Origin of the sequence: Streptomyces anulatus (genome assembly GCF_014650675.1) — a bacterium.
GTDB lineage: Bacteria > Actinomycetota > Actinomycetes > Streptomycetales > Streptomycetaceae > Streptomyces > Streptomyces anulatus.
The window spans coordinates 168085-187713 of sequence record NZ_BMVK01000018.1; the positions used below are offsets into that span (position 1 = coordinate 168085).

Annotated in this window: 21 protein-coding genes and 4 pseudogenes; 15 read left to right on the forward strand and 10 right to left on the reverse strand. The window is 69.7% G+C overall.

Features of this window, described 5'->3' with window-relative positions:
* Positions 1-6 precede the first annotated feature (6 nt).
* Entirely contained in the window at positions 7-1047 is a 1041-nt protein-coding gene (locus tag IE272_RS32320) for an NAD(P)-dependent alcohol dehydrogenase (protein WP_050362599.1), read from the forward strand.
* A gap of 489 nt (positions 1048-1536) precedes the next feature.
* Positions 1537-3333 (forward strand): ABC-F family ATP-binding cassette domain-containing protein, encoded by a 1797-nt coding sequence (locus tag IE272_RS32325; RefSeq protein WP_190009282.1) that lies wholly within the window; start codon positions 1537-1539, stop codon positions 3331-3333.
* On the opposite strand, the gene IE272_RS32330 is transcribed toward IE272_RS32325, so the two are convergent.
* From IE272_RS32330 to dhaK, 4 genes are all read right to left on the reverse strand, one after another.
* Positions 3297-3800, reverse strand: coding sequence for an NUDIX hydrolase (locus tag IE272_RS32330; protein WP_050362597.1), 504 nt, complete (start codon positions 3798-3800; stop codon positions 3297-3299). The genes IE272_RS32325 and IE272_RS32330 overlap by 37 nt on opposite strands.
* A 66-nt stretch (positions 3801-3866) precedes the next feature.
* Positions 3867-4277 (reverse strand): PTS-dependent dihydroxyacetone kinase phosphotransferase subunit DhaM, encoded by a 411-nt coding sequence (locus tag IE272_RS32335; protein WP_007454357.1) that lies wholly within the window; start codon positions 4275-4277, stop codon positions 3867-3869.
* Positions 4274-4885: a dihydroxyacetone kinase subunit DhaL gene (gene dhaL, locus IE272_RS32340; protein ID WP_190009284.1), complete on the reverse strand. Its 612-nt coding sequence runs from the start codon at positions 4883-4885 to the stop codon at positions 4274-4276. The genes IE272_RS32335 and dhaL overlap by 4 nt, the downstream gene beginning before the upstream one ends.
* A gap of 111 nt (positions 4886-4996) precedes the next feature.
* Complete coding sequence (gene dhaK / locus IE272_RS32345; RefSeq protein WP_050362595.1) at positions 4997-5989, reverse strand: dihydroxyacetone kinase subunit DhaK; 993 nt, start codon at positions 5987-5989, stop codon at positions 4997-4999.
* Positions 5990-6512: 523 nt separating this feature from the next.
* Here dhaK and IE272_RS38925 point away from each other — a divergent pair.
* A pseudogene (locus IE272_RS38925) lies at positions 6513-6569 on the forward strand (hypothetical protein); the annotation flags it as partial.
* A gap of 177 nt (positions 6570-6746) precedes the next feature.
* Here IE272_RS38925 and IE272_RS39175 read toward each other — a convergent pair.
* Together IE272_RS39175 and IE272_RS32355 are read right to left on the reverse strand one after the other, a co-directional pair.
* Positions 6747-6872: a hypothetical protein gene (locus tag IE272_RS39175; protein WP_257140704.1), complete on the reverse strand. Its 126-nt coding sequence runs from the start codon at positions 6870-6872 to the stop codon at positions 6747-6749.
* Positions 6873-7029: 157 nt separating this feature from the next.
* On the reverse strand, positions 7030-8004 hold the full coding sequence (locus IE272_RS32355) for an AraC-like ligand-binding domain-containing protein (RefSeq protein WP_190009286.1): 975 nt from the start codon (positions 8002-8004) through the stop codon (positions 7030-7032).
* A 687-nt stretch (positions 8005-8691) separates the two neighbouring features.
* Between IE272_RS32355 and IE272_RS32360 the strand changes: the two genes are divergently transcribed.
* The 3 genes and pseudogenes from IE272_RS32360 (at position 8692) to IE272_RS32370 (ending at position 10439) form a co-directional block, all read left to right on the forward strand.
* Positions 8692-8967, forward strand: a complete 276-nt coding sequence (locus IE272_RS32360) for a hypothetical protein (protein WP_057661103.1) — start codon at positions 8692-8694, stop codon at positions 8965-8967.
* A gap of 145 nt (positions 8968-9112) precedes the next feature.
* Positions 9113-9340: pseudogene (locus IE272_RS32365) on the forward strand (S4 domain-containing protein); the annotation flags it as partial.
* Positions 9341-9728: 388 nt separating this feature from the next.
* Positions 9729-10439, forward strand: a complete 711-nt coding sequence (locus IE272_RS32370; protein WP_050362591.1) for a tectonin domain-containing protein — start codon at positions 9729-9731, stop codon at positions 10437-10439.
* Between the two features lie 200 nt (positions 10440-10639).
* On the opposite strand, the gene IE272_RS32375 is transcribed toward IE272_RS32370, so the two are convergent.
* The 3 genes and pseudogenes from IE272_RS32375 to IE272_RS32385 form a co-directional block, all read right to left on the reverse strand.
* Positions 10640-11035, reverse strand: coding sequence for a YidB family protein (locus tag IE272_RS32375; RefSeq protein WP_190009288.1), 396 nt, complete (start codon positions 11033-11035; stop codon positions 10640-10642).
* 170 nt (positions 11036-11205) lie between these two features.
* Positions 11206-11523, reverse strand: a pseudogene (locus IE272_RS39180) (transposase); the annotation flags it as partial.
* A 209-nt stretch (positions 11524-11732) separates the two neighbouring features.
* Positions 11733-12608, reverse strand: a complete 876-nt coding sequence (locus tag IE272_RS32385) for an NAD(P)-dependent oxidoreductase (protein WP_190009292.1) — start codon at positions 12606-12608, stop codon at positions 11733-11735.
* Between the two features lie 103 nt (positions 12609-12711).
* Here IE272_RS32385 and IE272_RS32390 point away from each other — a divergent pair, with 103 nt between their 5' ends.
* The 3 genes from IE272_RS32390 (at position 12712) to IE272_RS32400 (ending at position 15765) form a co-directional block, all read left to right on the forward strand.
* The gene (locus tag IE272_RS32390; protein ID WP_050361439.1) at positions 12712-13038 is read left to right on the forward strand and encodes a winged helix-turn-helix transcriptional regulator; all 327 of its coding nucleotides are present in this window, start codon (positions 12712-12714) and stop codon (positions 13036-13038) included.
* A 247-nt stretch (positions 13039-13285) separates the two neighbouring features.
* Positions 13286-14953 carry a hypothetical protein gene (locus IE272_RS32395; protein ID WP_190009293.1) on the forward strand — a complete coding sequence of 556 codons (1668 nt, stop codon included), beginning with the start codon at positions 13286-13288 and terminating at the stop codon, positions 14951-14953.
* Positions 14941-15765: an alpha/beta fold hydrolase gene (locus IE272_RS32400; protein WP_190009295.1), complete on the forward strand. Its 825-nt coding sequence runs from the start codon at positions 14941-14943 to the stop codon at positions 15763-15765. Before IE272_RS32395 ends, IE272_RS32400 begins: the two co-directional genes overlap by 13 nt.
* A gap of 68 nt (positions 15766-15833) precedes the next feature.
* Here IE272_RS32400 and IE272_RS32405 read toward each other — a convergent pair.
* Positions 15834-15953: pseudogene (locus IE272_RS32405) on the reverse strand (IS5/IS1182 family transposase); the annotation flags it as partial.
* 123 nt (positions 15954-16076) lie between these two features.
* On the opposite strand from IE272_RS32405, the gene IE272_RS39380 reads away from it, so the two are divergent.
* The 6 genes from IE272_RS39380 (at position 16077) to IE272_RS32430 (ending at position 19477) form a co-directional block, all read left to right on the forward strand.
* Positions 16077-16553: a DNA ligase-like domain-containing protein gene (locus IE272_RS39380; protein ID WP_373304224.1), complete on the forward strand. Its 477-nt coding sequence runs from the start codon at positions 16077-16079 to the stop codon at positions 16551-16553.
* The gene (locus IE272_RS32410) at positions 16541-16825 is read left to right on the forward strand and encodes a hypothetical protein (RefSeq protein WP_143202842.1); all 285 of its coding nucleotides are present in this window, start codon (positions 16541-16543) and stop codon (positions 16823-16825) included. Before IE272_RS39380 ends, IE272_RS32410 begins: the two co-directional genes overlap by 13 nt.
* A 140-nt stretch (positions 16826-16965) precedes the next feature.
* Entirely contained in the window at positions 16966-17199 is a 234-nt protein-coding gene (locus IE272_RS32415) for a hypothetical protein (protein WP_050361443.1), read from the forward strand.
* Positions 17200-17259: 60 nt separating this feature from the next.
* Positions 17260-18429, forward strand: a complete 1170-nt coding sequence (locus IE272_RS32420; protein WP_190009296.1) for a hypothetical protein — start codon at positions 17260-17262, stop codon at positions 18427-18429.
* Between the two features lie 90 nt (positions 18430-18519).
* Entirely contained in the window at positions 18520-18840 is a 321-nt protein-coding gene (locus IE272_RS32425; protein ID WP_190009299.1) for a MafI family immunity protein, read from the forward strand.
* A 151-nt stretch (positions 18841-18991) separates the two neighbouring features.
* Complete coding sequence (locus tag IE272_RS32430; protein WP_229897876.1) at positions 18992-19477, forward strand: hypothetical protein; 486 nt, start codon at positions 18992-18994, stop codon at positions 19475-19477.
* Positions 19478-19629: the final 152 nt, after the last annotated feature.

The following is a 19629-nucleotide window of genomic DNA, read 5'->3' on the forward strand; positions in this document are numbered from 1 at the left end:
GACCCCATGAAAGCCGTTCAGTACCGAGCCGTCGGCGCCGCCCCCGAGGTGGTCACCGTCCCGGACCCCGAGCCCGGCCCCGGCCAGGTCCTGCTGAAGGTCACCGCCGCCGGCGTCTGCCACTCCGACATCGCCGTGATGAGCTGGCCCGCCGACCAGATACCCTTCCCGCTGCCCCTCACCCTGGGGCACGAGGGCGTCGGCACGGTTGCCGCCCTCGGTGACGGCGTCGACGGCTTCGCCCTCGGCGACTCCGTCGCGGTGTACGGGCCCTGGGGCTGCGGCACCTGTGTGAACTGCGCCGAAGGCAAGGAGAACTACTGCCTGCGCGCCAAGGAGCTCGGCATCATGCCGCCCGGACTCGGCGCACCCGGCGCGATGGCCGAGTACATGATCGTCGACGATCCCCGCCACCTGATCCCGATCGGCGACCTCGACCCGGCGAAGACGGTGCCCCTCACCGACGCCGGACTGACCCCGTACCACGCGATCGTGCGTTCCCTGGCGAAGCTCGTTCCCGGTTCCACGGCCGTCGTCATCGGCACCGGCGGCCTCGGCCACGTCGCGATCCAGCTGCTGCGCGCCATGACGGCCGCCCGGGTGATCGCCCTCGACGTCACCGAGGACAAGCTCGCCCTGGCCAGGACCGTCGGCGCGCACGAAGCCGTCCTCTCCGACGAGAAGGCGGCCGCCCGTGTCATGGAACTGACCGGCGGACTCGGCGCCCACGTGGTCCTCGACTTCGTCGGAGCGCCGCCCACCGTGGCGACCGCCGGAGCCGTCGCCCGCGTCGACGGCGACGTCACCATCGTCGGCATCGGCGGCGGTGCGCTCCCGGTCGGCTTCGGGACGCTCCCGTACGGCGCCAACGTGTGCGCGCCCTACTGGGGCTCGCGCAAGGAACTCGCCGAGGTCCTCGACCTGGCCCACGCCGGAGCGGTGGACGTCCACGTGGAGACGTACACCCTCGATGAGGCCCCGCTCGCCTACGAGCGCCTCCACGACGGCAGGATCAACGGCCGGGCCGTCATCCTCCCGAGCGGCTGAGGCCGCCCCGTACGCACGGCTGAACCTTTCCCGTACCCGTCGGTTGAAGCCGCTCCGTACGCACGGCTGAACCCTTCCCGTACCCGTCGGTTGAAGCCACCCCGTACGCACGGCTGAACCCCTCCCGCACCAGGCGGTTGAACCTCCCGGTCCGCCCCGGCGCCGAACGTCCGTCCGTCCGCCCCGGCGGCGCCCCCCCCGGGTCCTTCCCGGCGGCCGCGCCGCCGGGGCGGACGGAAAATACACGGCACCGGGAGGCCGGCCGCCGTTAGACTGGCCGGCATGGGTTCGTACCGCTTCTACTTCTTCCGCTGATCCCCGGCCCGGACGGCCGCAGCGCGCCGCACCGCGCGTCCCTCTGAGACGCCCCGGTGACGTCGACGTCACCGCGCGCACCCGCCGCCGTCCCCTCCGCCGTCCGGCATCCACGCCCCGCCGCCGCGCCTCCACGCGCGCCTTCGCGGGCCGTCACCCAGGGAAAAGGCACCCATGCACCCCCAGCGCGACCGCGCTCAACTGGCCATGAAGGACGTCTCCAAGGCGTACGGGGACCGCTCCGTACTCGACCAGGTGACCCTCACCGTCCGGCCCGGTGAGAAGACCGCCGTCATCGGCGAGAACGGCTCCGGAAAGTCCACGCTGCTCCGGCTGCTGGCCGGAGTGGAACAACCGGACACCGGTGAGATCACCGTCCGCTTCCCCGGCGGCACCGGCTATCTCGCCCAGACCCTCGACCTCGACCCGGCCGACACCGTGCAGGACGCCGTCGACGCGGCCCTCGCCGAACTGCGCGACCTCGAACACCGTATCCGTGAGGCCGAGGCCGGTCTCTCGGAGCGGAAGCCCGGCGACCCGGGGCCGACCGACGAGGAGCTCGCCGCGTACGGAGACCTCCTCACCGCCTACGAGGACCGCGACGGCTACCGGGCGGACGCCCGCACCGAAGCGGCTCTGCACGGACTCGGCCTCGCCCACCTCACCCGCGACCGTGCTCTCGCCACGCTCTCCGGCGGCGAGCAGTCCCGGCTCGCCCTCGCCTGCGTCCTGGCCGCCGCCCCCGAACTGCTGCTGCTCGACGAGCCGACCAACCACCTCGACGCCCGCGCCGTCGGCTGGCTGGAGGACCATCTGCGCGGCCACCGGGGCACCGTCGTGGCGATCACCCACGACCGGGCGTTCCTGGAGCGCGTCACCTCGGTGATCCTGGAGGTCGACCGGGACCTGCGCACGGTCACCCGGTACGGGGACGGCTGGGAGGGCTATCGCACCGCCAAGGCCGCCGCCCGCCGCCGCTGGGCCCAGGAGCACGAGGAGTACCTGACGGATCTGGCCCGCACCGAGGAACTCGTCGAAGCGGCCGGAGCGCGGCTCGCGGCCACCGGAGGGGACCCGAAGCAGGGCTTCGGCAAGCACCGCCGCTCGCACGAGGCCAAACTGTCCGGCCAGGTCAGGGCCGCCCGGACCCGGCTGGACGCCCTGCGCAGGTCACCGGTGCCGCCCCCGCCCCGCCCGCTCGCCTTCACCGGCCGCCCGGCCGTCACCGACGGGACCGGGACGGCGGACCGCGACGGAACCGGCACGCCGGACAGCGTGAGGACCGCTACCGGGGCCGGGACGGGGGACCGCGACGGAACCGCCACCGGGACCGGGACGGGGGACCGCGCGAGGCCCCTGGTGGAGCTGGACGCCGTCTCCGTCGGGGAGCGACTCCGCCTCCCCTCCCTGCGCGTGGCCTCGGGAGCCCGCCTCCTGGTGACCGGTGAGAACGGGGCCGGGAAGACCACCCTGCTGCGGGTCCTCGCCGGTGACCTGACCCCCGACACGGGCACGGTCACCCGCCGGGCCCGTGTCGGCTACCTCCCGCAGGAACTGCCCGCTCGCCCGACCCGGCGCACCCTGCTCGCCACCTTCGCGGCGGGCCGCCCCGGCTTCCCCGACGAGTACGCCGACGAACTCCTGGCCCTCGGGCTGTTCCGCCCCGAGGACCTCGACGTGCCCGTCGCGTCCCTCTCCGTCGGGCAGCAACGCAGGCTGGCCCTGGCCCGCCTGGTGACGCGGCCGGCCGATCTGCTGGTGCTGGACGAGCCGACGAACCACATCGCGCTGAGCCTGGTCGAGGAGCTGGAACAGGCCCTCGACCAGTACCCGGGCGCGGTCGTCGTCGTCTCGCACGACCGCAGTTTCCGGGCCCGCTTCACCGGCGACGTACTGGAACTGAGGGCAGGCCGCCCGGCGGCCGCGGAGCCCGCCTATGCGTCGGGGGAGGCGGCCGTCCCCCGCACCTGAGCGCGCAGCCGGTCGACGAACACCCGCTGACCGACGATCAGCCGCTCGGCGGCCAGCTCCGGCGTGCACCAGGCGAACCGGTCCATCTCCGGGAACTCCTGCTGCACGCCGGACCCGCGCGGCCACTCCATCGTGAACGTCCCGGGCACGACGGACGCCACGTCCAGCTCCGCCTCCAGGGCCCAGACGGTCACCGTCTTGCCGCTGCGCTGCCGTGACTCGCCCAGCGCGATCCACTCGCCCGGCGGGACCGGGACCCCCAGCTCCTCCACGAACTCCCGGCGGGCGGCGGCCGCCGCGTCCTCCTCCGGTCCGTACTCGCCCTTCGGCACCGACCAGGCGGCCGCCTCCCGCCCCGCCCAGAACGGCCCGCCCATGTGCCCGATCAGCACCTCGACATCCCGCCCGTCCACGCCCTCCGTGACCCGGAAGAGAAGAAGCCCCGCACTGCGCCTGCTTGTCGACATGTCGTCAAGTCTGCTGCGGCGCGGTGCGGGGCGCCATGCGGGCCCGGCCCTATCCGGAGGGAAGCGCTACGTCTTGCGGTAGCCGTACGCCTCCGAGGCCGCGGCCTCCACCGCCGCGAGGTCGCCGCCCGCCGAGGCGGTCACCACGGCTGCCACCGCGCCCTCCACGAACGGCGCGTCCACCAGCCGCGTGTCCTCGGGCAGCTCGTCGCCCTCGGCGAGCATGGCCTTCACCGTGAGGACCGCGCTTCCCAGGTCCACCAGGACCGCGACACCCGCACCCCGGTCCACCGAGGCGGCGGCCCGGCCGATCAGCTCCGCGCTCGTCCCGAGCCCACCGTTGGGCAGCCCGCCTGCCGGGGCGACCGGAGCGGTCACCCCTCCGGCGGCGAGGCCCCGCGCCAGCTCGGCGACCGACTCGGCGACCGGACCGCTGTGGGAGACCAGCACGATGCCCACCTGCCGTGTGCCGCTCACGCGCCCGCTCCGTCCGCCGCCGTCGCCGCCAGGGCCTCGACCAGCAGCGCCGACGAGGTCGCGCCCGGGTCCTGGTGCCCGATGCTGCGCTCGCCGAGATAGCTGGCCCGGCCCTTGCGCGCCTGCAACGGCACCGTCGCCTCGGCGCCCTCACGGGCCGCGTTCGCGGCGCCGTCGAACGAGGTGGCGAGGGCCTCCGCCGCGGGCAGCAGCGCGTCGAGCATCGTCTTGTCCCCGGCCTGGGCGCCGCCCAGCTGTCCCACCGCGGCGACCCCGGCGGCGAACGCCCGGGCGAGCTGGTCCTGTGTCACCTCGTCGTCGTCCCCGAGCGCCTTGCCCGTACGGCGCAGCAGCGTCCCGTACAGCGGTCCGGACGCCCCGCCCACGGTGGAGATGAGCTGCCGTCCGGCCAGGGTGAGCACCGCACCGGGGGTGGCGGGGGAGTCCTTCTCCAGCACCTCCGTCACCGCCGTGAAGCCGCGCTGGAGGTTACTGCCGTGATCGGCGTCCCCGATCGCCGAGTCCAGCTCGGTCAGATGGTTCGCCTCACGCTCCACGGACGCCGCGACAGCGGTCATCCAGCGGCGGAAGAAGTCGGTGTCGAGCACATGATCTCCTGTTCCTCGGTCCCACCCGGAACGGGTCGTCCCGGCGGCGGCACGGGCTGTACGGCCGGCCCCGCGCCGGATTCGCACCCGGTCACGGGATCCCGTCGGCGCTCAGCAGCCCCAGCGGAGCGCGGCCGTCCGCACGGGCGCGTCCCACAGTCGCAACAGCTCCTCGTCGACCTGGCACAACGTCACCGAACAGCCTGCCATGTCGAGCGACGTCACGTAGTTCCCGACGAGCGTACGAGCCACCGGGACGCCCCGCTCGGACAGGACCCGGTGGACCTCGGCATTGAACCCGTACAGCTCCAGCAGCGGAGTCGCCCCCATGCCGTTCACCAGCGCGAGCACCGGGCCGGTGGGCCGCAGGTCCTCCAGCACCGCGTTCACGGCGAAGTCGGCGATCTCCCCGGACGTCATCATCGGACGCCGCTCACGCCCCGGCTCGCCATGGATGCCGATGCCCAACTCCAGTTCCCCTGCGGGAAGATCGAAGGTGGGGCTGCCCTTGGCCGGAGTGGTGACGGCGCCGAGCGCCACCCCGAAGCTGCGCGAGGCCCCGTTCACCTGCCGCGCGACGGCGGCCACCCGCTCCAGCGGAGCGCCCTCGTCCGCCAGGGCTCCGGCGATCTTCTCGACGAACAGCGTCGCTCCCGTACCGCGCCGCCCGGCGGTGAACGTACTGTCGCTGACGGCCACGTCGTCGTCCACGATCACCTGGGCGACCTGGATCCCCTCGTCGTCGGCGAGCTCTGCGGCCATCTCGAAGTTGAGGACGTCACCGGTGTAGTTCTTCACGACGAACAGCACCCCCGCCCCGCTGTCCACGGCTGCCGCCGCCCGCAGCATCTGGTCCGGCACGGGGGAGGTGAACACCTCCCCGGGGCAGGCGGCCGACAGCATCCCGGGCCCGACGAACCCGGCGTGCAGCGGCTCGTGCCCGGAACCGCCCCCGGAGACGAGGCCCACCTTTCCCGCCACGGGCGCGTCCCGCCGGGTGACGACCCGGTTCTCCACATCGACGGTCAGCTCGGGATGCGCGGCCGCGATGCCCCGCAGAGCATCGGCGACCACGGTCTCGGGAACGTTGATGAGCATTTTCATGCCGATCTCCTGGTGAGCGTAGCGGGGGGCTTCGCGACCTGCGTTTTTGCAGGTCAGCATGGGGATAGCCAGTTGTGGATCTTGGCGGTCCGTGGCGGCTTGCCGCGCCTTGTGGCGGTGCTGGTGCTGACTGCTTGCTGAGTATTCTGACTAGTTGTCAGTTCATTGATGCGGTGCTTTTGATCTTGAGGGATGGCTTTCGGGTGCTCCAACGTGATGATGCCAACGTGGCGTGTGCGATGCCACCGCAAAGACGGCCTGCGTAGATCCAGGGCTCAAAGCGTCGGAGCTTGAGGTGGCCGTTCCGGATCCGGGTGGTGGGGGTGCGCGTGGGCATCTGAGTCCGAGCCCGCCGAGCGGTGCCCTTGGTGGACCGCTTCACGCGTGCGCGCGTTAAGGGCTGTCCGGCCGATCATGTGACTGACGTCCCCACGGTGATCCACGTTCAGATTTCGGAACACATCCGGTTGCGGATCGCAGTGGCGAGTGGCCGCCGCACTACCACCTCAAGAGCGAGCCGGAGCTGGCCCAGGAGTTCGGTGTCAGCCGCGGCACGCTGCGCAGAGCTCTGACCACGCTGATCGAGAAGGGTCTGCTGCGCCAGGTCCGGGGCCGAGGCACGTTCATGACATCGACGACGATCGAACCCGCCATCGCGCAGAAGCGGAATCCCGCTCGTACGCCAGTACGATGCGCCACCGTGCCCGTACCGGTACAGGCACGAAGCGACAGGCTCGGCCCCTGGCGGCAGGCCGGTTCAGTCGTCGTCCGGTGCGCCGCCGGTCCAGGCGACCGGCCCCTCCACCGCGGCGCCGGGCCACTGGCACCTCCGCCGTACGAGCGCGATCACCACCGCCCCGACCACGATCGCCGTGCTTAACACTGCTGGGCCAGCAGGCCGTGTAAGTGTGCGTTACCCGGCCAGGTCGAGGTCCCCAAGGATCAGCTGGAGGACCTGCTGAAGGGAGACGTCCGCGTTGTCCTCGACTACGCCGCACGCCCGGACGGTGTCGCGTGGGCACCAGCCGCATAACCCGTGTTCAGGACTCGAGGTCAACCCCCGCCCTGTTCTGGTCACGCCAGGTCCGGGGGGAGACACCATAGGCCTGCTTGAACACCCTGCTGAAGTGCGTGGCGTCTACGAAGCCCCATCTGCGGCCTGTGGCCGCGATGGTCCGGTGCCGGCCCTCGGGGCCGGTCAGTTCCCGCTTGCACTCCGCCAGACGGTGCGTCCGTATCCAGTCCCCCAGGCTGACACCCGATCGGGCCAGCACTGCGTAGAGGTGACGTACCGAGATACCGTGCGCAGCGGCGATCCGCGCGGCCGACAGATCGTGATCGGCCAAGTGCGCCCGGACATACCCCATGATCCGCAGGCTGAGTGTCGCCTGCAGCGGGGCCCGGCCCAGGTCGGAGTTCCCGAGTTGGGAGGCTACGACGGAACGGAGCAGTTCGACGCTCGGCTCCGTGACCGCCTCGGCGTACCTGCCTCGGCGCAGCTTGTCGCTGACGGCCAGTTGGGAAAAGTAGTTGGAAGCGAGGCGCGCGAGGGGGTTGTCGGTGCCGAGGGTGACTGCCGTGATCTCGCGCAGCGACCGCTCGGGAAGCGCGAGTGCTGATCGAGGGAAACGGAGGAAGTGCTGGTCGACACCCTCGTCAAAGACAAGTGTGTAGGGGGTACTCGTGTCGTAGAGGGCGAAGTCTCCCGGTCTCAGCAGAGCCTGGCGGCCGTTCTGCACCACCAGGCTGGTGCCCGACATCTGCAGACCGAGGAAGACGGCCGGTTCCTCGGTCTCCCGCGCCAGTCGCTGTGTCCGTTTGATGGTCAGCGCGGTCGCCCGCGCGGAGCAGACCCCGATGGGCCCGACGGTCTCCAACCCGATGCGGACCGAGAGATTCTTGGGCGGCAGGTGGTGAGCGATGTCGATCTTCACGACGGAATCCCACACTGCTTGCCGCACCGCCTCCTCCCGGTCCCGCGACGGTAGGAACGTTGTGTCCAGGACCGGGCTCACGAGGCGCACCTCCGACGGTGGGAACGGTGTTGACCGGACCGGTTCGGTCCAGGGGCTCTGATCTCGTCGCTACCGTGCCTTCCCCCCAAAAAACCGTCCTTCGACCAGGAGCCCAGTGGGGCATCACCATGGCAGGACTCGGTCACCCGTGCAACGGAGTCGTCAGGAATGTGCCGTACCTGAAAACAGGGACAGGGGCAACCGCTGTGGTGCTCGCTCCGCCCCGCACGCCTGGTCAAGAACCGTGCACGAACGGCACATGTGGTGTGCCGCCGTCAGCCTAGGTTCATCCCAGGGCGGACCCGGCGTGATGATCTGCGCTCTAGAGAATCCGCATAAGGGAGGCACGCAATCGTGAGCATCAAGATCGCACTGGTCGCAGCGGGCGCCGCCCTGCCGCTGGCATCCGCAGTGGCAGCGCATCCGCACAGGCCCGGACCCAGGCAGGAAGAGGTTCGGCCGCACCCGCGATCGTCACCGGCTCCAACTTGATCGACCCGGCCCCGGTCCCGAAGACGGCGGGCCGATAAGCAGGCGCCCGTTCGTACGGAGGATCCGGCTGTCCGCGCCGGTGGAGTGCACGGGGCAGGCTCGGACTACGGCTGGCTGTCGACGGTCCCGGGGTGGTGAAACAGCTCAGTGCGCGTGACACCAATTTTCGTGCTGTGCATCTTAGTTGGGGGCCCGATGGGCATTGGTTTGCTTCTGTTGGTTTTCGCTGTGGTCTGGCTGGTGATCGGGCTGGTGCGAAGGCCCAGTCCCTCGGCACAGAAGGCTTGGGCCAGAGGCGTCACCGGTATCTCCGTGCTCTTGATACTTGGTGCGGTCCTTTACGGCGCAACGGTGGAAACGAGCTCCGGCTATGACGGGCCCTCGCCCGCTCTGCTGGCGTTGCTCGTGGTCGCGATTGCCGTGGCACCGGGCGTGATCGCAGCGCTGGTGCGCAGCGGCAAGAACAGCTAGGAGCCGTACTTCTGAGCGTTCCCGGACCGCCTCCGGCCCCCGGCCGGGGACCGGAGGCGGTCCGCGCTCAGATCGGCGTGGACGTCCTCGTCTGCTGCCCTTCCCGGGCCAGCGGGCGAGGACGTTCTATAGACATCAGGGCGACCTGGCCGAGCTGGGTCCGCTGGTGGACCTGCTGGTGGAGGTCGGTCTGGCGCCCAGCAAGTCGGGTGCGCGCCGCACGGTCAGGGAGGGCGGCGCCTACGTGAACAATGTGAAGGTCGTCGACGGCGAAGTCGCACCGCCCGCCGGGGAGTTGCTGCACGGCCGCTGGCTGGTGCTGCGCCGGGGCAAGAAGAACCCGGCGGCCGTGGAGCTCGTCCCGGCGGGCTGATCCTCCCCGCGTCACAGTGCCGCAGGCCCCAGTCGATTTTCCTCGGTCGAGGCCGCAGCATCCGTTACCGCAACCGGCACACAGGGCGAGGGCGGGAGCACCGCGGAGGCGGTCAGAACTCCAACGACGACCGGTTAGCCCATCTCCCGGCGAAGAGGACCAAACGCACGAACCGCATCTCGTGTCCATCCCCGACGGGAGTGACAGCTCTTCCGGTCGCAATCTCGGCAACCGAGGTGCCTCCACCGCTGGCCTGCAAGGCAGGCAGGAACTGAAACCGACGTTTTCCGGCTGGTCCCGCACCAGGCCAAGCAGTCACGCCCCTCTTAGGCGCGCCCAGTTCGCTCAGGATGGTGACAAATGCCGGTCAAAGAAGGGTGATTGCATCATGGCGGACTGGGTGAAGGTCGCGGGAAGTCTCTCGGCCATCTCGGCGGGGTCCAGGACGACGGTGTGGGGTGTGAACGCGGCGAGCGCGATCTACCACTACACGAACTACGACGGTAGCCCCTGGATCAACATCCCGGGAGGCTTGAGCGACATCGGCGCGGCGGCCGACGGCACCGTCTGGGGGGTCAACAGCGGCAACCAGATCTACCGGTACACCGGAGACCAGAGCACGACGAACTGGCTGGGCATCAACGGCAGCCTGGTCCGCATCGATGCGGGCTCCCGGACGAACGTGTGGGGCGTCGACTCCGCCGGCAGCATCTACCGGTACACGAACCACGACGCCAACCCGTGGCTCAAGATCCCTGGCTCGCTCAGTGACATCGGCGCGGCGGCGGACGGCACCGTCTGGGGGGTCAACAGCAGCAACCGGGTCTACCGGTACACCGGGGACCAGGACCCTTCTGATCCGTGGGCGGACGTCAACGGAAGCCTGAAGCGGATCGCGGTGGGCTCCCGGACCAACGTGTGGGGCGTCGACCCGGCCGGCAGCATCTACCGGTACACCAACAACGACGCCAGCGGCGGCAACCCCTGGGTCAAGATTCCCGGCACCGCCACCGACATCGCTGCCGGCGCCGACGGCACCGCCTGGCACATCAACAGCGCAGGGGACATCTTCCGCTACACCGGCGACCAGCCCAGCTGATCCCCACCAAGTACTCCCCGCGGCCCCCTGACCGAGATCGGTCAGGGGGCCGTGTACGTCGCACGAGCCACCAGACCGACACCGAGGGCTGTCCGGACCTACCTGCTTCGCGTTTGAAAGATCGAGCTCTGACAGACGGCCCTCGACAACCGGAAGCCGCCAAAGCGCTGGCACCTGACCGCAAGAATCAAAAACAGGTATTAGAGATAACGGACGGTGACGGTCACCGAGCCGTCGATCGCCACCTCGTCGTTCAGACTCAGCTGGCTGGTCGGCGCGATCCGGACCTGGAAACCGGGGAACCCGCTTCCGCCGTCGGAAGCGGTCCGGTCGTTGGGCGCGGCAGCCTCGACAAGCCCGGGAAGTCGGGCGGCGAGGTCAGCGGCAATGTCGGCGGGCTCCTTTCCCAGATCTTCTGCGGCTTGGGCGAGCTGGTCCTCACCGAGAACCGTAACGATCTGCTCGGCGCTGATGGCCTCCTTGGGACCGTCGCCGATCCACGACCCCACCTGCGACTCCAAGCCGGCATCGGCCAGGCTTTCCGCCGTGATCGTCAAGAACCTTGACTGCGCGTTCGCAGCGTCTTCGTTGGTCATAGCGACATGATCCCCTCCGGGCACATTGAGGAGGATCACTTTCGGAAAGCTTCTCGCTACCTAGACATGCTCACCTGACCGATCGAGGTTAAAGAACAAGCTGAGGACGATCACGTGCGCTACCTCGCCGACGGCATCACCCCGCCGCCCGGCGATGTCGTCGCCGCCCTCCTCTCGTACGGTGCTATGGGGATGGCGAACGCGGAGAGGAAGAAGGCCCGTTTGAGCTGCTTGTTCCCTCTCCAGGAGGGCTGTTCGCCTCGGATCGAGGAGCCCGAGTTCCGGGTGGCCGGGGCGATCCCGAACCCGGCGGCGAGCTGGGCGTAGGTGTCGCCGCACCGCAGATGGTCCAGGGCGAGGAGAGCCTGAGGGCCGGCGGTCAGACGCCGCCGCCGGGCCCCGATCTCCCCTCGTCGTGCAGCGAGTCGTCCGGCCAGGTACCGCAGGGCGCGGCTGTACAGATCGATTCCGGACGGGTAGACAAGCACGCGAAGCTCCTGGTAACGGTGGATCTTGGTCGTGAACCCGTCTACCAGGAGCTTCGTCGTTCCGTAGATCCGTCCAACATGCGGCCGGCGCCGTCAGGTTGGAAACAGCTCACTGGCGCGGCCTCTCCCTACGCACCGACAATCCGCCGTGCTCTACCTGACCGCACTCCACCTCGCCGCAATCTTCTAATGGATCACCTTGTGATCCATTAGGGCTTCCCCTTCAGCAGCTCTGTCAGTGACGCGATGCTCTCCTCGCCCCGGCCGGACTCCACCGCTTGGTTCAGCAAGTCGTGGAAAGGCTTGTGCCACTGCACGTCCAGGTTCGCCTCCATCCCCAGCTCTGCATCATGGGCCGCGCCCACCGCGAAGATGTTCACCGTTGACAGGGGCTTGCTGTAGTCGCCGCTGTCGATTTCCTGGGCCATGGCGGGAAGCACCGAGCTGATCATCTCGAACCACTTCACCGCGAAGCGGACCATCGACGCCGCCTCCAGCCCTCGTGACTGCAGCGCCGCCGCTCCCTGGAAGAAGCCGACGAGCGCCGGCAGCAGCGTGCCGCCCACCGCCATCTCGTAAAGCGCGGCCAGGTCCGGGTCTGCGCCCAGGTACACCGTGTCGCCGCCCAGGACGCGGAGGGTCTGCTCGTACTCCGCGAAGACTGATTCCTCGCCGCCGTAATACAGCAGGGTGTCCGCCGCGCCCACCGCCGGCGGGACGTTCTTGATCGCCCCGCCGAGGTAGCGGGCCCCTTGCCTCTCCGCCCATGCGGCCAGGCGGCGGGCGCCTGCCGGGGAGCCGCTGTTCAAGGTGACCAGGGCGCGGCCCTTGAGCTCGTGCGCGACCGGGGCCAGCACCTCCTCCGTGGCCTCGTGCGTCGTCAGCACCGTGACGATCAGCGGGCTCGCCGCTATCGCCGTCGCCAACGAGTCCGCCCGAGTCGCGCCCGCCTCGACCAGGGGTGCCGCGCGAGAGGCGGTTCTGTTCCACACCGTTGTTGAGTGCCCGGCTTCAACGAAGGCCGTCGCGAGGGCGCTGCCCATGGCGCCGAGGCCGATGACCGTTACGGGAATATGTGTAGGCATCTTGCCCACCTCCTTGGGGAGTTGGTGATCACCATGCTCGGCTGGCACGATACGTTCTACAAGTACCGACATTTTTGTTAGTGGTCGCAGTCAGGGAGCTGTCGTGGCGAAGTACACCTGCGGGTTCGATGCCGCCATCGCCGTCATGGGCGGGAAGTGGAAGGGACTGATTCTCTTCTGGCTCGGAGAGGAAGAGTCACTGCGATTTGGGCAGTTGCGGCGGACCGTGGCGGGGATCAGCGAGCGAATGCTCACCCTGCAGTTGCGCGAACTGGAGGCGGCCGGTCTTGTGCACCGCGAGGTGCATGAGCAGGTGCCGCCCAAGGTCGAGTACTCGCTGACCGACTTCGGCCGATCCCTTGTTACCGCCCTCATGCCCCTCGGGGAATGGGGTGAGGAGCACCAGGAGCGGATCGAAGCGCTGTCGTGAACCGGCTCGAACAATGCCACGGCATCGCCCAGCGCACCGAAAGACCCCCCGTGGCACTGAGCCATTTCCGACCTGACGGGTGGTTGGAGGGGCGACCCCGGCTGCGGGCGTGAAGAAGGCCTCTGGTAGACGGGTTCACGACCAAGATCACCAGTTCGACCCGGCGGGTACGCCTGTGCCCGCCGGCCGAGGACGGCGGCGGCGTGGACCGCTTCGCGCTTCACGACGGCGACCGCATCCAGGGCAGGTGCTGGACCTGGCCCAGGCTTACGACCCGATGACCGCCTGGAGCACCCGGGCGAACGGCCGAGGCCGCACTCCGATGCGGTTCACGAACGAGGACCTGGGCGTGCTCAAGCTGTGGGCGGCCGCCTTGATCCTGGCCCCCTCCACGGACCGCCCGCATACCAACACCGCCCTGCGGCATGCGGTCGAGGCCGCCGAGCGAGCCGTCATCAGACCGGACACCCGACTGCGCGCCGTCTTCGCCGCGATCGAGTGGGGCACCCAGCGCTCCGTGATCGACAACGACCCGGTCGCCCCGGTGGACCTGGACACCGCCTCCCAGCTCGCGGACCCCGGCCAGCGCAGCGTGATGGCGACCCGCGCCCGCTATGCCGAGGTTGTCCAGGGCAACCTCCGCCGTGCCGCACAGGAACTCAGTGGTCGGCCCGCCGACCTGGTCCGGACGCGGATGACGCTGACCAACCTGGACCTGGACTGGGACGAGACCACCGGAGAGGACGAGACACGGGACGGAGCCGGACGCGAAGTCGCCAACCGCGCCTGGGACGCCGCTCTGTACGAAGCCGTGGACCGGGCCATCGAAAGCTTCCCGCTGGACCGACCTGACGCGCACTCACCCCGCGCCTCCGGGGCGCCGTCCGGCGCCGCATCACCACCAGCAACGGGCGACGTCCCGGACAGGGTCGGGGGCCACACCCGGGGTGCTGACGTGCGGGACAACAAGGAGCCAACGATGAACCGACCAGCGGAACATGCCGAAGTGAGGCCCCCGGACCACGACACGGTGCAACGCGACGTCGACCACGCACTGTCCCGACGCATCGAACTCCCGCCGCGCAGCGTCATCGACGCCGGGACCGACGCCCTCGTCCAGCACCTGAGCCGGTTCATGGACTACGACTACGGCCACGACGAACAGGAGAGCGGCGGCATCGCCGTACGCAACCTGTACCGCGTCGCCGAACGCAACCTCGACGTATCCGTACGCCCGACCCCGCAGACCAGCCACCGCGCCCCGTACGTCTACTGGCACACCGTCGCGACCCTCACGACCGCGTTCCGCGACCTCTACCTCACCCACAACGGCAACGCAGACCAGGAACCCCCGGCAGACGGCCACCACTCAGCAACCCCGGACCGCGCTTCCGGGCGTGGACCTGGAGCGCGTCACGTTCGAGCAGGCGAAGGGCTGGCGATGCCCCCTCTGCGACGCGATCCTGACCGCCGACCGCTCGCTCGGCACGTTCACCGCCGACACCGGACTCCTCACCGACCCCACCGAACTCTGGGCCTGCGCCCGCCCATGCCGGTAGCCACCCCGCCCGGGCCGCGACGGCGAACGCATTGGTGGCTCCTCGTTCTGCAGACGGCCCTCCTCGTCACCGGCGCGGGCGCACTGCTCCTCGGCCTCTGGATACTCGCCGCACCCCCACGTTTCCGGGCAGATGAACTGCACCCGCCACCACAGCGGACCAGGAGCGCCCTGCCGACCGTCGGCGAGCGCCAGCCCGCAGGACTCCGCAGCCCCAGGGCGCTCTTGTGGCTGCGGGACCGTCTAGGGTCTGTCCGGCGGATCATGCAGTCGGACCGAGGGCGGCTGCGTATGCTGCGGAAATTCGGTGGACCGGTCTGGACGGACCGTGCGACGGTCCTGGCATGTCGAGCGTGATCGAGTTGTCAGAGTCCTTCGGGTCTTTTGAATCGTTTGAGTCCTTCGATGGGACCGCCATTGGCTGGCAACGGCTCGGCTCTGGTCCGCCGGTCGTCATGGTCCATGGCTCCGGCGGCGGCCTGCACTCTTGGCAGCCGGTGGCTCAACGACTCGCCGACCGGTTCGAACTGTGGACACCTGCCCGGCGCGGGTACGCCCCGAGCGGACCAGGCAGGTCACCGAAGCGCTTCGCCGACGAGGTGGGGGACCTGAAGGCGCTGATCGACAAGATCGGGTGTCCCGTGCATCTGGTCGGCATGTCCTATGGCGCCACCGTCGCCCTGCACGCCACGGCAGCCGGACTGCCGGTTCGCTCGCTGGTGCTGTGGGAGCCGCCGCTGTACGCAGCCGGCGAGGAACTGGGCCCTGTACTGGCCGAGTTCGAGGACCTGACCGCACACGGTGACCGGCGGCGGGCCGATCGGCTGCTAGCGGAGAAGGTGGCCCGCGTCCCGGCCGAGCTGTTGGACCTCATGGATGCGGGCGAGCACGACGACAGTGAATTCGCCGACGCGCCCGGCTGGTGCCGTGACCTCGAATCGATGGCCGCCGACTCGGTGGAAGTGGAACGCTGGTCCGCAGTCACCACCCCAACCCTGCTGATGCGGGGCGCCGACACCTGGCAGCCGATGCCGGCAACGCTAGACCGGCTCGCGACCGCACTGCCCCACGTCACCTACACGACGTTCCCTGACCAGATGCACTTCGCGCCGTCAGTTGTCCCCGAGGAGGTGGCAACGGAGATCGCTCGCTTCTTGCCGCGTTCCTGAAGTCGTCCAGGATTCGATCCCCGATCCCATGCCCTGAGAGCCGAGGCTGGTCACTTCGTGCCCAGTCCGGTGCCGCGGCGGGCGGTTGCCGGGACGATGCGGCGTTGCCGGACCTGGTCGCGGTAGATGCCGTGGTCGTACCTGCGGTCGGCGAAGAGTGAGTCCGGCTTGCGGCGCGGATGCCTGACCCGGCCGGACGGGTCAGGGTCGGGGGCGTGGAGTACCCGATCCGGCCCTCCCTGGCCCGCGCCGTGCCGACCCCGCCGACCGGCCCCAACTGGCATTTCGAGGTCAAGGTGGACGGACACCGGATGATTCTCCGGCGCATCGAGGACGGGGTGATCTGCTACTCCTGTACGGGCCGGATCGTCACCTCGCACTGGATGGACCTTGCCGTCCCGGCCATGCAGCAGCTGCTTCCGGGGACCACCTGCGACGGAGAGGCAGTCACCTGGCGCGGGGGCCGCATTGATTTCGGGGCGGTCCAGGCCCGCGCCGCCTCCTCGCTGGACCGGGCCCGCGCCCTGGCCGCCCGCCCGTACAGTACACGCGGGCACGCGACGTGGCCGTGCTGGCTGCCGAGATCGAAGCCATGCGCGACAAGTAATCCTCTGCCGAGGGCATTCGCCAGGCTGGCCGGTTGTGGCGGTTGGATGTGCGGTGATGCCCGATCCGACCGCAGGAGGTGTGGTGGCCGAGCGCGTCCGAGTGCAAGGCGGCTGCGGCCTGAGCAATCCGGTGAACCTATGCGGTCCGAGCACCAGTGGTTTTCCGGATGGTGCAGTTGAGGCGCAAGATCCGGCACGCGGACACGACGGACGCGCAGGTGGTCGGCTCCGTCGGGCCCCGCCGCCGCCCGCGCCGTCTCGCGGTCCTCCCGGCCGGAGAAGACCGGTCCCGCTCGTCCGCGCCACTGAACGCGGTTCTGGCCGCCCGGCTCGGCGCGCTTCTGGCCGTCGCCCCGGTAGAAGGCGAGCACCTTACCGAGGCGGGCGAGACGTACATCGGCTCGTCATCGGGCTCGTGGTCGAGGTGCTGGCTGCGGCCTCGGGACTGGTGAGCTCGCATGTCGAGGTGTCGCGTATTTCAGCTCAGAGCGCCCCGATCGGTCACTTTGGGTCATGCGGGCGGTGTCCAGGGTCCGGCCCGGAGCGAGTATGTTCGTCCGATGGCGCGTTCGAAGCGTTTCGGGAGGGGAGAATGCAGGTGGACGTCGTCGCGATTATGGAAGCATTGGCTGAACAGGGCGTAACGGTGCTGTTCAAGGCCGACGCTGAGCGGATGGCAGTGAGGGGCAAGCCTTGGACCTTCGTCGCCAGTGGAGCGCCGTTGCGCGAGGACGTCCTTGTGCGAACCGATGCCGCGTCTGTGGAGCAATGCCTCGCAGTGTGCTTGCCCCGCCTGCGTGAGCTGGGCTTTTCGTTCCCTGTGTGAGCGAGCAGGTGTGACCGAACCGCCGCCCTGGATGTCAGTGCCGGCTGCTTACATGAGCCCATGGACACCGTGCACACGACCGCCGCCCTCCTCCCGGACCCTGCAGAGCTCCGCGTGTACCTGCGTGCGCTGGCCGTGCTGGACCAGGCGATCTGCCGCGACCCGCGGTTCTCCCGCTACTCCTTCTCCACCACCTGGGGGCCTGGGACGGAGGCGGCCCTGATGGACAACGGCTCGGGTGACGACTTCTCCGTCCTCTTCACCCCGGCCGGTGTGCTCGTCCGCGGCTTCGACCACGAGTCGGAGATGAGCCCGTACGGCACGGACGACGAACAGGTCTGGCCCGGTGTCATCGACGAGGTGCCCGCCGCGCTGCGCCCGCTCCTGGACGACCCGGCCTTCGTCGACGAGGGCCTCGGCGCCCCGCGGGTCACCGTCTGCCTGTGGTGGGAGACCGGCGGCAGCGCCTGGCGCACCGGATCGGGCATCGTTTTCCCCTCGGGCAGCCCGGATCCGGACGGCTCCGGGCACCTCTTCCGCCTCCTCACCGACCGCTCTCCCGAGGCCGTTCAGGCGCACTTCGAGGAGGACTACGGGCGTCCCGTCCCCCTCGACACCGTCCGCCGCGTCCTCGCGGGCCACCCCCTGACCCCCGAAGCCGCCTGCGGCCTCAACCCGGCCGCCCTCTCCGACGAGGCCCTGCTCCGCCGGATCGCCGCCGACCCCGAGGTCGAGGCGTACCTCGCCTGCGACGGTGAGTTCGACCTCACACGGACCGACCCCATCGAGTCGATCGCCCTGCCGACCGGTCTCCCGGTGGAGCCGGTGGCCGGCTGCAACGCGGGAGGCACCCACTACCTCTGCGGCCCGGCCGGCTCCGACCGTGTCCGCCCCGTCCTCTACACCGATTCCGAGGGCCAGGCTTCTCTCATCGCTGAGTCCCTTGCCGAGGCCCTGACCCTGGCCATCGTCCTCCCCTTCTGGCACGACGCCCTGGCCGGCTTCCGTCCTCCCGCGCTCAACGCCGACTACCTTGAGGACAACCCGGACCACCCCGAGGTCCGCGACCGCCTCCTCGCCGCCCTCCGCCTCCCCCCGGCCACCGAGCCCGAGGTCCTGGCCCGCCTCCTCACTACGGCCGCCCGCACCGTCCCGGACGGCTTCCTCCCTTCGGTCGAGGGCGAGGAGGACGCGGCCTTCGAACCGATGCTCCGTCTGCCGGCCGAGTAGGACAGTCCCGCCGCGAGAAGGGCGTCCGCTGGGGCGGTCGGCCGGCGAAAGCAGCGTGACCTGGCGAACAGCACCAGCAACACTGACACCATGACCGTTAATCGTGAGGCGCTCCACGCCAGCTGGAACCGGACCCGTGGCCACCTCGACGACGCCCGGTCCCACCTGGCGGGCCAGCCGGACACCGATCTCGCAGGCACGCTCGAGTTCTTGGAGCACAACGAGTTGGGACTCGCCTTCGACTGCCTGGTCGACGTCGGCGATGACCTCGACCTGCCGCTCGCCTTCTGGCAGCACCTGGACCGAGCGGCCCGTGAGATGCGGCTCTACAGCGACGCGCTGCACAAGCCCCACCTCACTGCTGCCGATCTCTGCCGCCGCCACCTCGCCGCCGCCTCCGAGCGCGAATGACCCAGTTCCCGGTCAGAGCACTAGTCGAGGGCCGCGGATTTGATGACGTCGGTTCCGTACCGCCGCCGGGCGCGGTCCTGGACGGCTTCGATGAGCAGTGAGCCGTGCCTCGGCAGCGATATCTGCTGGTCAGCGATCTGGCAGGCCTGCCATGATCGGCTTCATGGGCACGGATATCCATGGATTCATCGAGATCCGGAACAGCTATATCGACAGCTCGGAGCCCGATGACGACGAGCTGCTCTTCCGCTGGCACCCCGCGATCGCCCTGGATCACGTCTACGACCGCCGGTCCTACGAAGCCTTCGGCTGTCTCTTCGGCGTCCGAGGGGGGCCCTTCGAGCCGCTCGCGGCACAACGCGGCTTCCCGCGAGACGCCTCCCGCGCTGTAACGCGCGCCTTCGAGTGGGAACGGGAGGACTCGCACAGCCCGTCGTGGATCAGTTGGGCCGAACTGGAAGGGGCAGACTGGGGCAGCACGGGATCATTCGGAGGTCCGGCCGGGCCCGAAAGACTCCTCACCCGACGCCAGGTGGTGCGTGACGAAGAATGGGGTGACGTGTGGTCGGTGATGACCGTGCTCGCCAAGCGGCACGGGGCCGAAAACGTCCGTCTGGTGGTCTGGTTCGACAACTAGGCCGAGCAGATCCCGCCAGGGCACCCCAGTCCGAATCCTGTTGCCCTGGCGTCCGCCGGGCGGGCACGCTTCCGGCATGCGATTCCCCGCCGAAGCCCGCCGCGACGTCCACGTCCGCTACACCCGGCCCAGCTGCATGGGCGGCTTCGCGG

Excerpts from the sequence above, each read along its gene's own strand:
- IE272_RS32375 (WP_190009288.1), bottom strand. The coding sequence starts at position 11,035 with ATGACCAACGAAGACGCTGCGAACGCGCAGTCAAGGTTCTTGACGATC.
- IE272_RS32430 (WP_229897876.1), top strand. The coding sequence starts at position 18,992 with ATGATCGGCTTCATGGGCACGGATATCCATGGATTCATCGAGATCCGG.
- IE272_RS32410 (WP_143202842.1), top strand. The coding sequence starts at position 16,541 with ATGGTGCAGTTGAGGCGCAAGATCCGGCACGCGGACACGACGGACGCG.
- IE272_RS32360 (WP_057661103.1), top strand. The coding sequence starts at position 8,692 with ATGGGCATTGGTTTGCTTCTGTTGGTTTTCGCTGTGGTCTGGCTGGTG.
- IE272_RS32415 (WP_050361443.1), top strand. The coding sequence starts at position 16,966 with ATGCAGGTGGACGTCGTCGCGATTATGGAAGCATTGGCTGAACAGGGC.
- dhaK (WP_050362595.1), bottom strand. The coding sequence starts at position 5,989 with ATGAAAATGCTCATCAACGTTCCCGAGACCGTGGTCGCCGATGCTCTG.
- IE272_RS32370 (WP_050362591.1), top strand. The coding sequence starts at position 9,729 with ATGGCGGACTGGGTGAAGGTCGCGGGAAGTCTCTCGGCCATCTCGGCG.
- IE272_RS32420 (WP_190009296.1), top strand. The coding sequence starts at position 17,260 with ATGGACACCGTGCACACGACCGCCGCCCTCCTCCCGGACCCTGCAGAG.
- IE272_RS32425 (WP_190009299.1), top strand. The coding sequence starts at position 18,520 with ATGACCGTTAATCGTGAGGCGCTCCACGCCAGCTGGAACCGGACCCGT.
- IE272_RS32320 (WP_050362599.1), top strand. The coding sequence starts at position 7 with ATGAAAGCCGTTCAGTACCGAGCCGTCGGCGCCGCCCCCGAGGTGGTC.
- IE272_RS32385 (WP_190009292.1), bottom strand. The coding sequence starts at position 12,608 with ATGCCTACACATATTCCCGTAACGGTCATCGGCCTCGGCGCCATGGGC.
- IE272_RS32325 (WP_190009282.1), top strand. The coding sequence starts at position 1,537 with ATGCACCCCCAGCGCGACCGCGCTCAACTGGCCATGAAGGACGTCTCC.
- IE272_RS32330 (WP_050362597.1), bottom strand. The coding sequence starts at position 3,800 with ATGTCGACAAGCAGGCGCAGTGCGGGGCTTCTTCTCTTCCGGGTCACG.
- IE272_RS32400 (WP_190009295.1), top strand. The coding sequence starts at position 14,941 with ATGTCGAGCGTGATCGAGTTGTCAGAGTCCTTCGGGTCTTTTGAATCG.
- IE272_RS39380 (WP_373304224.1), top strand. The coding sequence starts at position 16,077 with ATGATTCTCCGGCGCATCGAGGACGGGGTGATCTGCTACTCCTGTACG.